Raw genomic sequence first — 12,083 nt, forward strand, 5'->3', positions numbered from 1 at the left:
TTAGTCCTCCTTTTCACACTTGTTCCATTAGTTGATACATTGGTAAAAGAATAGATAAATACACAATGAGTATAAGAAATGCTGTTAAGCCATAGATGACAGGTTGCAGCCATGAAACCCATTTTTCAATTTTTAATTCTGCATTCTCTAAAAGAAATTGACTATATGTGTACATCTCTCTTGCTAGCATCCCACTTGCTTCCCCATGCTTAATGACAGCCGCAAAATGCCTTTCGAAAAAAGGAGACCGGCTTATTTGATGTTCCATACTCTCACCTTTTCTTAACTCCCCTATCATTTGTTCAGACATTTCTTGAAGGAAGGGTAAATAGGTCTGCTGTTTAAAAGCTTGCAAACTTTCGTAAATCGATAACCCAGCTTGAAGAAGTCCGCTTAGCTGAAGGGAAAAAAGATACGTATGCATCAGCTGCACCCCTTTAAATACCACCGGCAGCCTGCTGATGACTTTCAGTTTCTCAAGGGTCGATTTTTTCTTAAAAAAGAGCTCATAATATCCAAAAAGACAGATACATATACAACCGATCATAAGCAACAAAGCGTGTAGGAATTGGAAGAGGCCAAACATCCCTTGAATCAGCCATGTCATGCTTGTATTCATAGATGAATATAATAAAGAAAATTGAGGGACGATCATTTGCTGAACAATGATGAGCACAACAAAAACCGTAAACATAAGAAAAATCGGATATCGTAACATACGCTTGAATGTGTCAACCTGCATGATTTTTTTCTCTAGAAAACGGGCGCTTTGTTCAAGAGCTCGCGCTAGGCTGCCATGTTTCTCTGAAAAACAAAGAATAGCGACGGCTTCCCGCTGAAAATGAAGTCGCTCAAGTACAACGTAAAAAGGCTCCCCTTCAAGCAGCCACTGAATGCCTGGCGTTAATCGCTGCTGCTGTTTTTTTGATAACTGAATATTCACCATTGTTAATGCCTCAACCAATGTATATCCAGCTTGAATCAATTGAGCCAGTTTCGATAAGAATTCAGCTTGTTCTTTTTTGGACCAGGCTTTAGAGGTTCGCTTCTTCATAAACCCAGCGATGATATGTGCTTTTTGATAAATAGCCGAGTGCCACTCCTTTCCGAATTAACCTTTGCAGTGTTTCGTATGACGAATGAGCGTATTCTCCTTTTGCCTCTTTGATACACTCACCAAGCTCCTTTCCGTAAAGCAATTCAAATACATTTGTTCGTCTGACTGGCCGATTTAGTTTGCAATAAAGCTCACACGTTTCGCCGCAAAATGGACATGCGAGTTCGATTAACCGCTGAGCAGCAATAGCAACCATTGTTTGTTCGAGTTCATTCATCGTCACACCAAATTCGAGCATTCGATAAAGAGCTCCTTTTGCATTCTTTGCGTGCAATGTGCTCATGACTAAATGACCTGTCAAAGCTGCTCTAATAGCTGTTCTGGCTGTTTCCGCATCTCTTATTTCTCCAAGCACAATCATATCTGGATCATGTCTTAAAATAGCGCGTAAACCTGCCGCATACGTGATACCAGCTTTTTCATTTACTTGAACCTGCAGCACTTCTTCATTTCTTGTTTCCACAGGATCTTCAAGGGTAATAATATTCCGATTAAAATGTTTTTTGGCAAACTGAATCAATGAATAAAGTGTTGTCGTTTTCCCTGAATTTGTTGGTCCTGTAAATAAAATGAGCCCATGCGAATGATTCAGAAACGATAATAATCTCGTTGAAGCCTTCGGGAACAGTGACAAATACTTTGTTTTCGGCACATGATCCTGCGGTAAAATCCGAATCACTAGACTTTCATCATTTACAGTTGGTAGTGTAGAGAGCCGAACAAACACTTGACCGCGTCTTAACATCACAGCCAATGATCCATTTTGTGGTCTCCTTCTTTCACCAATATCCATAGAAGATAAAAATTTGAAATGAGCAATGAGCCGCTCTCCGCTCTTTTTGTCAATGATCCGCTGCTGAATGAGGTCAGCGTCTACACGAAAAGAGACTGAAGCTTCCTTTTCTCTCGGAACAATATGCACATCAGATGCTCTCATGCGGCACGCCTCTTCTAGCAGCTCTTGCCCCAAATATTCAATACCATACAAGTGGTTCACTCCTTTCAGTGACCATATTGTATGATGGCGGAACGTGCCTGACAAAAACGCATTTCATGATTTTCATGACTGAAAAGGTGTGAAAATATTCAATTAGAGGTGTATTTCATCTATAAATAACAGAAGGACATATCAAAAAATTTGACTTTTACAACAGCGGGTTCCATTCAGAGGAGAAAATAAAAAAGAAGTGCTATTGGCACCTCTTTTTTGATGATCATTTCATTTGGTTCTTTCATTATGGATGATCTGTTACAAGGAGGTGTCTTCAAATTTAATCCTCCTTAATAGATTACTGATTTGAAGATAAAGAATATCCTTTCGTGTCTGATTTATGGATAAAAAAAGAGACCAAATCTGTATGCGAATTGGTCATCTCATTCATATGCTCATTATATTGTTTCTCCTTGTCAACAGACCCGTTACTTTTACTAGTAACATTTTTTGGTTCACGTTGCTTCTTGCTGCTGCTCTTCAAAGATACGAAAGCCTCTTTTTTCTAAAGCTTTTGCAAGGCTGTGTTCAGTATTTACTTTTGAGAAATCAATGCCGAGTTTCACTACAGTTTGAGCGATTTCTGGGCGAATGCCTGATATAATCGTCTCAATTCCTAGCAACTTCGCACTATCAACCACTTTAAACAGCTGATAAGCAACCATCGTATCAACAACGGGAACGCCAGATATATCAATAAATAAATGGGTTAGACGCAGTCTAGATGCCTGTTCTAGTACTGATTCCAAAATGATTTTCGCCCGGTACGTATCAATTTCACCAATCAGCGGCAAAATACCGATCTCTTTTGAAACTGGAATAACAGGCGCACTAAGCTCTTGAATCATTTCTCTTTGTGCATTAAGCTGATTGATTGTCACGCGGTCATACTCTTCTGATAAACGTGCAATCATGTCATCAAATGTGGCGTGAAAATGCTGATTCCAATCGCACACATCTTTGAGTGTCACTTCAAGCTCCGTATGTTGTGTGAAGGTCTCAATTCTGGAACAAAAAATGTGGCGGAACACCCTAAATTGTCCGATGATTTCATATAAAGGTACTTCATGAACAGCTCGATCGCGGGCAATATCAACTGACCACTTTTTTAGATGGTCTTCTACTTTATCTGATAGCGTGACTAACGTTGCTGCAATCGTTTGAATAAATGCTGTGTTTTGTTCTTTCAGCTTCTTTTCTGTCTCCTCTGAAGCATGTTTGGAATATAATGAGCCTTCTTCTGTTCTTGTTTTCAGCCATTCTTCGGTCATGACAGGGGCTTCTTTAAGAATAAATTCATATAATTGCTCAGATTTTTCATTTTTCATTTCTGTCGTTCGCTCCTTTTTCACTTACAACTAGTGACAACCAACTTTTTATGTATAAATGACCGCAGATGGTGAACAATAGCATTACACGTTTCATATTGGGCTATAGCCAAGTGGTAAGGCAATGGACTTTGACTCCGTGATCGTTGGTTCGAACCCAGCTAGCCCAGTTCAGCACAAAAACGAAGACGGCTGAAACATCATTCAGCTGATCTTCGTTTTTGATTAGGAAACCGATTGATGAATCGCTTTCTTTTTTGAAATTTTCATGAGTTCCCCTGGATTATAGCCGACCACTAATTTATTTCCATCAATGATAATAGGTCTCCGGAGCAGCTTTGGTTTTTCAATGAGAAGCTGAAGTACCTCATTTACTTTTAGATCATTAATATTTAAATTTAAGCTTTTAAAAGCTTGGCTTCGAGTAGCTAAAATTTCATCCATTCCTTCTGTTGTTAAGGACAGGATTTTTTTCAATTCGTCTAGTGTTGGCGTTTCTCTGAAAAGGTGACGCTCTTTAAAATCAATTTGATTCGCCTTTAACCAATGTTTTGTTTTGCGGCAAGACGTGCAGCTTGGGTATGAATAAAAAGTAATGTCACTCATTAGTCTTCCTCCTTAGGTCGTTAACCTTTTCTCTTATGGACTAAGTACCCTCATGCATTTAGGCATAAACACTTTTTCATCACTTTTTCAAAAAAATTTTTTCTAACGAAAGAATGAATGTTCACACGTTGTCAAAAATGTAAATGTTTACATAACAAGTGATCATCAGCTATAATATGAATCAAAGGGGTTTTTTAAGGGGAGGGAAAGAAATGAATCGCATGTTCCGCGTTCTTGGGTTTTGGACGGGTATTTTTGCTGTCATGTTCTATTTAGGACATATGAAAGATGCATCCTTGCTGTTCTTCGGTCAAACCGTTCTTTTTGTATTTTTATCCTACTTGAATTTATCCGAAAGAATGTATATTTACATTTTCGGAGCGTACTTGACGATTTTCTTTGCCGGATTTACATATTATTCGATTTTCATCATGGTTCCCGGTACCGGACATTAATAGAAAAAAGCATCTCCTTTGAAAGAGATGCTTTTTTCGTGCGTGCTATTATAAAGAAAACCCATTGATAAACGGATTTTGCTCCTGTTCTGTAAGCACAGTTGTTTCCTCGCCATGTCCACTTAACACAAGAGTTGATTCTGGCAATGACAACAATTTGTCATGTATCGATTGAAGCAGCACGTCTTGATTACCGCCCGTTAAATCAGTTCTCCCGATACCACCTTGGAATAGAGTATCACCAGAAATCACAAATCCCTCTTCCGCTGAATAGTAAGACACACTGCCAGGTGAATGACCTGGTGTGTGGAACATTTCTAATGTAAACGATCCAATTTGAAGAGGTCCTTCTGACGTAATCAATTGTTCAGCTTCTTTGACCGTAATTCCGTTACCAATTAGTCGAGCTGAACCGTTTAGCTGAGCATTTGTCAGCCATTCTTTTTCCTTTTCATGGACATAAAGCGGAATTCCCCATTCTTGACGCACCTCATCTGCTGCACCAATATGATCAAAATGGGCATGTGTCAATAAGACAGCAAGTGGTTTCAGCTGTTTTTCTTTCACATAAGAAATTAGCTTTTGCGCTTCGCCGCCTGGATCAAAAATTAAACATTCTCCCTGTTCATTTTTCCAAATATATGCGTTCGCTTGCACATAGCCTAGCGGCATTCTTCTCCAATTCATTTTCATCACCTACTACTTTTTTCATTCTTTTTTATTATGAAGGCTATTCAATAAAAATTCAAACAATCGTCAACTTGAATGTACTCGACAAGCTTTATGAAAACGGTTAAAATGAAAAGAAAGGAAATCAAGGGGATTGATGACAAAGGGGGACTTTCATATGATGCTCGTCATTATTTTTGGTCTAGTCACGATTTTAGCCGCTCTCGGCATCTATCGCTCACTCAAAAAAGTGAACGTACTGGCCATTGCTTTCGCTGGCGCCACATTTTTGGTTTTTGGATGGTTTACCGTCATGACCATCATCTATAGCGGTTATCCAACTGCACATTAAAAGCCTGCAATAAGCAGGCTTTTTCTATTGATTCAAATGTTTATTCACGCTTTCTAATTTGCTTGAAAGGGTGGTCGTTTGATCTCTTCTGTCATCTATGCGGATATTGGTTGCTACTCGGTGTAAACCCTTTTCAAATGGAGCTTCATGAATTCGCTGAATGACCTCAAATAACACGGATAGCTCCCCTTCAATTAATGTATTCATTGGTGTGAGCTGATATTTGATTTTCCCTTCTTGTTGAAAACCCTCTAACAATCTTTGTACGTCTGCTACATATGCACTCACGCTTGGTGTCTCAGTGCCTATTGGAATGATGGTGACATCTGCTATTGCCATGGTTCTTGCTCCTTTCAATGACATCCTATTTCTTTCTCGTTCTCATTGTAACCCATCGTGATTCAAAAATGCCATGATCATGTGGCGTTTAAGCTTGGTTTGTCCCGTTCTATCGTCAAATCTGCTCTCTCTACCTTCCCAATATTTGTGAAAAGGAGCAAGCATATACCTGAAATGGCTTCGATCAGTCCACCAGCTGCAATGACATAACCTGAACCGAATAACGTCGCCATATAACCACCAATGAGAGCGCCTAACGGTATCATTAAATACGAGATCATGTTAATAATCGCATACACTTGCGGCTGATCCTCCGCTTTTACTGACAATTGAATCATCGTATGTTCAGGTACATTGACTGCACTGATGGCTGCACCTAAGGCAAATGCAGATATAAACACAAGTGGTAATAAGGCATTCATCCCTGTAATGAAAAATGCAATTCCATCAACGATCCCTGCCCCGATAAACAACAGACCGTATCGATTCACTTTCACCTTTGTTAAAACGAATCCCATCAAAAATGCACCTAATGCCGTGGTCACTTTGATGAATGAATATACTACTGGTCCACTATGTAAATCTTCTGTTAAATAAATAACCGACAATGCCTCCCACGGTGCCGCAGCAAAATTGGAGCAGACACAAAAAATGGCTAATGGAAACAAAATATGATGACTTTTCACAAGTGAAAATCCTCTTATTAATCGTTTTCCGTATGATAATCCTTTTTTACCTTTATCCATGATCGCTTCCGTTTTATATGTAATCAGCAAAACCAGCAAAGCGGACATGAGGTAAAGAGGAATAATCACAAGCATTGTATATCCTACCCCTACAAATGCAATCATGACACCACAAATCGTCACAGTCACAAGCCTGACCACATGACTGGCTGATTGAATGGTTGCATTCGCCTTTTGTATCACATCTTCATGCACAAGCTTTGGAATAATGGACACCGAAGCTGGTTCATAGGAACCACCAGTCGCTGAATGCAGCAACATACCGCCAATGATGAGTGCCAAAGGAGAAAAATCATAAAAGTAACTCACCACAATCACAAGTATAATCGCCGCCCGAGTTAAATCAGCAAAGCACATCCAAAATTTCAATTGATGCGGCTTCATCATTGGGGTAATAAACGGCCCAATAATGGCTTGAGGGACAAAACTAACGGCAATAAAAAATGCTGTTCCAATTGCTCCTTTTCCCCCTAGCACTAAAAGCCACAAAATGGAGTTAAAAGATAAACTATCAGCAGTAATTTTACACATTTTAGAAACAAATAGATAAGTAAAATTCCGTTTCCACAGGCTTTGAGCATTCAATCATCGACATCTCCCTAATTCATATCCTTTTTTTTACATCCACTCTTTCACAATAGCTTACAGGAATGCTCTCGTCAATCACATCAGCACGGTTTTTATTGACCATAAGAAATTGATTGGTTTGAACGTATTAAAAGATTGTTGACAAAGGGCGAAAATGAACTTGATTTTAGCCCTTTGTCTTCTTGTCAGCGTGATAGAAAACCTTTGCAGCCCTAGGAAGGACGAGTACTGGCGCATTCGTGAGCACCGGCACGCAGGACTAACAAAGAATGCGAGGGTTTGTCTACACGCTGAAAGCACCGATTAGGTGCTTTTAATACTTACATGCTTCCCACAATAACCGCTTTGTTTTTTCATAGATCGAATCAAATTGACTCATAGAAAGCGGGTTCTTTCCTCGCCCAAGTTCCACCGTATATCCCTCACTTTTACATTGATAAATAAACCAATCACGATAACCTGCATAGCTATCAAGATATTGAATCGCTTTGTAACCGCTCACCCGTTCTAACCGTTCGACCGTCTCTTTTGAAATGGCCGGTTCGTGGCCAAGAAAACCCCAGTATATCTCTTCTCCTTGTGTATGAAGGGCAATTAGCCGATCAAAGCGTTTTCGTAAGGCGAGATGTGCCATTGCTTTCGCTTCTGGTTCTGTTAACGGCTGATGCCCTGGGAAATCCCTATAAGACGGTGCCTTCGGCTTATTACGATAATATTCGATTTCCCAATAAGCAGGAAATTGATTGTTTAAATCAATTCCTCGAATATTCGCCTTCCATTCTCGATAATCGGAAAATCCACCATTTAGCGGCGCGAACTCCTCACGGCACAACCCTAAAGATTCTGGACCATTGCGAACCAAATCAACACCGTCTGGATTTACCATCGGGACAATAGACAAAGCAGTGGTCTGCAATATACGAACCGCTTCATGATGTCTTGCTTGCACTGGGTCCGAGGCCGCTAAACAAAGTGATTTAAGCCATTTTAATAAAACAGAGGTCGTGATCCATTCATTTGCATGAAAAGAGGCATTAACATGTATGGAATGTAAATGTTGTACAGGCTCCGTACGGATTTCATAAATGGGCGTATCAAGCACTGATTGACCAATCACACTCATCTGAAGAAAAGGAAAAACAGCTTTCAAATATTGAAGCTCTCGTTCTAAGTGAGCGCTATCATATTCAAATGTGCCGCTGATCCAATCATCTGATTGCTGGAGCCGGTAAGGCGCAATGAAGCTTTGCACCTCACCTACCGATTGAAATGAATGGGTCCCTTCTGGAAGTCTATACCCCGGTAAAAGGAGGTGCTCCGTATTTGACTGATTGGACAAACGGAAAGCTTCTTTCCCTATACCAAGCTGCTTTGCCACATCCTCCTTCCTTGCCTCATCCAGATGCCATTCAATTGTGCCAAACGACTTTTTCATTTACATCCCTCCTCTTACACTATATGAACCAGTAAGTAAAAAAAGAAAACCTCTGCATGTAAATAGCAGAGGTTTTCTTTTAAATTAAGACGCCTTTTTTAGCTCAGTGTCATCTTCTTTTTTAGATGGTGAATGGTCCGAGTTGTTTCGGTCATAAAATCTAAGGAGATCTCCATAGATAATTTGATCAGAGAATTGAAGCTCTTGTTTTGCCTTTTCTTCATAAGACTGACAAACAGACTCATCTTCTCTCGGCTCACCCGTTTCTTTGTTGTAGCACACACCAGCTGTGAAAACACTGTCCTTCGTAATAAAACTTCCATCTCGAAGCACTGTGAAGTCATTTGTATCTTTTGATAATAGGTCATGACCAAATTGAATTTGCTTGCTTGTATCGATTCCTAGAAGGTTCATGACTGTTGGACGGATATCTACTTGCCCGCCAACTGTATCAATCTCTTTTGGATGTTTATCCGTGATACCTGGAATGTGTACAACAAATGGTACTTTTTGAAGCTGAACTTCTTCAAAAGGTGTAATGTCTTTGTTTAAGAATTGTCCCATTGCTTCGTTATGGTTTTCAGAAATCCCGTAGTGATCACCATATAACACAAAAATGGAGTTGTCGTATAACCCTGCTTCCTTCATTTTTTTAAAGAAAAGCTTTAGTGCCTCATCTTGATAACGCACTGTAGGGAAGTATTTGTTCAACGTTTTGCTCTTTGAGTCATATTCATCAATGAGCTTATCTTCTTCATCTAAGTCAAATGGAAAATGGTTCGTTAATGTAATCAATCTCGTATAGAACGGTTGCGGGATCGTTTTCATTAAATCTACTGACTGCTCAAAAAACGGACCATCTTTTAGTCCCCAGCCAACTGAATTTTCTTCATTTACATCGAATGATTTAATATCAAAAAATTTGTCGTAGCCAAAGCTGTCATAGATCAGGTCACGGTTCCAGAAACTTTTGTTATTCGCATGAATAACAGAAGAATGATAGCCTTCCTCTTTTAACAACTCAGGTGCGGCTTTGAACTCGTTGCTTGGATTTGTGAAAAATACAGCTCCTCTTCCAAGCGGATAGAGTGAATTATCAACAATAAACTCGGAGTCCGATGTTTTCCCTTGACCCGTTTGATGATAGAAATTACTGAAATGGTAGCTTTTCTTGATCAATTTGTTTAAGAACGGCGTGATCTCTTTCCCATTCAATTTTTCATTGATCACAAAGCTCTGGGTAGACTCAAGCGATACTAGAATGACATTTCGTCCTTTTGCTTGACCAAACGTCTTTTCATTACGGTCTGTTTGATTTGCGCTTACATAGTTTTCAATTTCAGTTAAGCTATTGCTGTCGGCAAGTGCTCGCTGAGCGGATTGCTTCGATTGCAGAACCCCATCATAAATATGGAAGTTATATAAGCTGATGTTTTTCACTAGCATCTCACGGTCAAATGAACGAGTTAACAGCTCTGGTCTTTCTGTTTCAGCCAAACCAAGGTTAAAAAAGAAAGTGGCTGCCACAAATAAATAATAAGCTGCACGTCCCTTACGTGAAATCGTTACATCTGTTCTAAAGGAAGGCTGTTTTTTATAGAGCCAAATTAAAATGATGATATCAACAAACATCAGAAAATCAACTGGTTCAATTAAAGAGGTAATACTTGACCCGAGGTCACCCATATTGTTTGTTTGAAATAGGACGGGGATGGTTAGAAAATCACTGTAGAATCGATAAAATACAATGTTAGCTAACAAAATAAATGTCAGAACAAAACTCGTCACGATGATATATCGATTGCGATTTTTTTCTTTAAAGAATAAACCGATACCGAAGATAAACAAGAGAAAGCTAAGCGGATTAATAAACAGGATAAATTCCTGCATGAAATTTTCAATTTTGATATTAAAACTAGATTTATAGATAACATAGGTTTTCACCCACATTAACAAAGTCGCAATCAGTAAAAATGAAATCGCCTTTAATCTTTTCTTTCGCATTGTAACCTCCTTATGCTAAAAACGCACTCAGGTTAGGGACATCCCCAATTATTGGTGCTTCTTCAAAAATAACTAAAGTATATCTTATCCTGTCTATGCTGGAAAATCAATGTCTTTTTCCCCATGACAAACTTATGAATATGCTAAACATTCAATTTCATGCCTATCTATCGCTGATTTTAATAAAAATGACATCATTATGACATTTTTGTTCAAGACAGCCACTTGTTTTTTGCCATCCATGCACCGCCGATCACGCCTGCATCGTTTCCTAGTGAGGCAATCACCACTTCAACATCCTCAGCACATGGCGGGAAGGCATGATGTTTGACGACACGCTCTACTTTACTGCGAAGAAGCTCGCCCGCTTTAGATACACCGCCGCCAATGACGATTTTTGTTGGGTTTAAGGCACTGGCTAGATTCGCAAGGACAAGACCAAGATGGGTTGTTACTTCATCTACGACATGCATCCCAAGTTCGTCTCCGTTTTCTGCTGCCTCAAATACATCCTTTGCAGACAGCGAAGTAAGTGAGCCAAGTGATGATGTATGGCTCTTTGTTTGTAATGTATCTTTTGCGATTCGGACGATCCCTGTGGCAGACGCAATGGTTTCAATACAGCCTGTTCTCCCGCAGTTACATGGTGCTCCTTGAAATGGAACGGCACAAATATGACCAATTTCTCCACCAGCACCTGTTTCGCCTTGAACCACTTCTCCATTGACAATAATACCGCCGCCAACCCCTGTGCCCAGTGTAACCATCAGGATGTTTTTGGCGCCATCACCTGCACCCTTCCACATTTCACCGAGTGCAGCAATGTTCGCATCATTTTCGATGACAGATGGAAGTCCTGTCTCTGCCTCTAAATGGTCTTTCAAGGGATAGTTTGTCCAGCCCAGATTCGTTGTTTTATAGACAATTCCGGATACTTTATCCACTGGTCCAGGTGCCCCCATACCGATCCCAATTAGGGCTGATTTCGGCATGCTGATCTCAACTAGTTTATGGTCAATTGACTTGGCAATGTCGACTGTAATTGTCTGCCCAGATTTATCCGTAGGAATCTCCCACTTATGCTGAATTTCACCATAAAGATTAATAAACGCAAGCTTAATTGTCGTACCGCCAAGATCAACTCCTACAAACCAATCCCCTGTCATATGTCCTCCACCTTCACATTGTTTTTCGATTTAATTTAGCTAGTTCCATTTGAAGGATGGTCATTGCGTTTGACCATTCAGTTCGATCGATGATGCCCGATGTGTACATTTCCTTCAATTCATCTGCCATAAATTCTAATTCCACTTCACGATCTCCGAAATACACGTAATTTCCAAATCTCATGAGCAGCTGCTGTACATCATATAACGTTTTCATTATTTTCACCATTTCTCTAAATCAACAGATAGGATAAGCGTATTCATAAATACGCTTTCAGTCAAGTCAT

The 12,083-nt window shown here is 39.7% G+C and carries 13 protein-coding genes and 1 tRNA gene; 3 read left to right on the forward strand and 11 right to left on the reverse strand.

What is annotated here, in order from left to right:
• Nucleotides 1–13 precede the first annotated feature (13 nt).
• The 3 genes from comGB to NST73_RS11690 form a co-directional block, all read right to left on the reverse strand.
• Nucleotides 14–1,054 carry a competence type IV pilus assembly protein ComGB gene (gene comGB / locus NST73_RS11680; protein ID WP_041506954.1) on the reverse strand — a complete coding sequence of 347 codons (1,041 nt, stop codon included), beginning with the start codon at nucleotides 1,052–1,054 and terminating at the stop codon, nucleotides 14–16.
• Nucleotides 1,035–2,105, reverse strand: a complete 1,071-nt coding sequence (gene comGA / locus NST73_RS11685) for a competence type IV pilus ATPase ComGA (protein ID WP_035390817.1) — start codon at nucleotides 2,103–2,105, stop codon at nucleotides 1,035–1,037. The genes comGB and comGA overlap by 20 nt, the downstream gene beginning before the upstream one ends.
• Nucleotides 2,106–2,563: 458 nt before the next feature.
• On the reverse strand, nucleotides 2,564–3,436 hold the full coding sequence (locus NST73_RS11690; protein WP_024718838.1) for an STAS domain-containing protein: 873 nt from the start codon (nucleotides 3,434–3,436) through the stop codon (nucleotides 2,564–2,566).
• Between the two features lie 99 nt (nucleotides 3,437–3,535).
• Here NST73_RS11690 and NST73_RS11695 point away from each other — a divergent pair.
• A tRNA-Gln gene (locus tag NST73_RS11695) sits at nucleotides 3,536–3,606 on the forward strand.
• 55 nt (nucleotides 3,607–3,661) lie between these two features.
• On the opposite strand, the gene NST73_RS11700 is transcribed toward NST73_RS11695, so the two are convergent.
• On the reverse strand, nucleotides 3,662–4,042 hold the full coding sequence (locus tag NST73_RS11700; RefSeq protein WP_007501232.1) for a Spx/MgsR family RNA polymerase-binding regulatory protein: 381 nt from the start codon (nucleotides 4,040–4,042) through the stop codon (nucleotides 3,662–3,664).
• A gap of 212 nt (nucleotides 4,043–4,254) precedes the next feature.
• On the opposite strand from NST73_RS11700, the gene NST73_RS11705 reads away from it, so the two are divergent.
• Entirely contained in the window at nucleotides 4,255–4,497 is a 243-nt protein-coding gene (locus NST73_RS11705) for a DUF2626 domain-containing protein (protein WP_003217440.1), read from the forward strand.
• Between the two features lie 48 nt (nucleotides 4,498–4,545).
• Here NST73_RS11705 and NST73_RS11710 read toward each other — a convergent pair whose 3' ends face one another.
• Nucleotides 4,546–5,184, reverse strand: a complete 639-nt coding sequence (locus tag NST73_RS11710) for an MBL fold metallo-hydrolase (protein ID WP_017357989.1) — start codon at nucleotides 5,182–5,184, stop codon at nucleotides 4,546–4,548.
• 160 nt (nucleotides 5,185–5,344) lie between these two features.
• On the opposite strand from NST73_RS11710, the gene NST73_RS11715 reads away from it, so the two are divergent.
• Nucleotides 5,345–5,518: a DUF2759 domain-containing protein gene (locus NST73_RS11715; RefSeq protein ID WP_003217333.1), complete on the forward strand. Its 174-nt coding sequence runs from the start codon at nucleotides 5,345–5,347 to the stop codon at nucleotides 5,516–5,518.
• A gap of 24 nt (nucleotides 5,519–5,542) precedes the next feature.
• On the opposite strand, the gene NST73_RS11720 is transcribed toward NST73_RS11715, so the two are convergent.
• From NST73_RS11720 to NST73_RS11745, 6 genes are all read right to left on the reverse strand, one after another.
• Nucleotides 5,543–5,857 carry an MTH1187 family thiamine-binding protein gene (locus tag NST73_RS11720; protein ID WP_017367597.1) on the reverse strand — a complete coding sequence of 105 codons (315 nt, stop codon included), beginning with the start codon at nucleotides 5,855–5,857 and terminating at the stop codon, nucleotides 5,543–5,545.
• Between the two features lie 77 nt (nucleotides 5,858–5,934).
• Nucleotides 5,935–7,188, reverse strand: a complete 1,254-nt coding sequence (locus NST73_RS11725) for an MFS transporter (RefSeq protein WP_274660602.1) — start codon at nucleotides 7,186–7,188, stop codon at nucleotides 5,935–5,937.
• A 316-nt stretch (nucleotides 7,189–7,504) separates the two neighbouring features.
• Nucleotides 7,505–8,626: a M14 family metallocarboxypeptidase gene (locus tag NST73_RS11730; RefSeq protein WP_056705261.1), complete on the reverse strand. Its 1,122-nt coding sequence runs from the start codon at nucleotides 8,624–8,626 to the stop codon at nucleotides 7,505–7,507.
• A gap of 84 nt (nucleotides 8,627–8,710) precedes the next feature.
• Complete coding sequence (locus NST73_RS11735) at nucleotides 8,711–10,630, reverse strand: LTA synthase family protein (RefSeq protein ID WP_135009246.1); 1,920 nt, start codon at nucleotides 10,628–10,630, stop codon at nucleotides 8,711–8,713.
• 212 nt (nucleotides 10,631–10,842) lie between these two features.
• Nucleotides 10,843–11,796, reverse strand: coding sequence for an ROK family glucokinase (locus tag NST73_RS11740; RefSeq protein ID WP_008342319.1), 954 nt, complete (start codon nucleotides 11,794–11,796; stop codon nucleotides 10,843–10,845).
• Nucleotides 11,797–11,809: 13 nt separating this feature from the next.
• Nucleotides 11,810–12,013 carry a YqgQ family protein gene (locus NST73_RS11745; protein WP_008342322.1) on the reverse strand — a complete coding sequence of 68 codons (204 nt, stop codon included), beginning with the start codon at nucleotides 12,011–12,013 and terminating at the stop codon, nucleotides 11,810–11,812.
• Nucleotides 12,014–12,083 lie beyond the last annotated feature (70 nt).

This window comes from Bacillus sp. FSL W7-1034 (genome assembly GCF_038593365.1).
In the GTDB taxonomy this organism is placed as follows: Bacteria; Bacillota; Bacilli; order Bacillales; family Bacillaceae; genus Bacillus; species Bacillus altitudinis.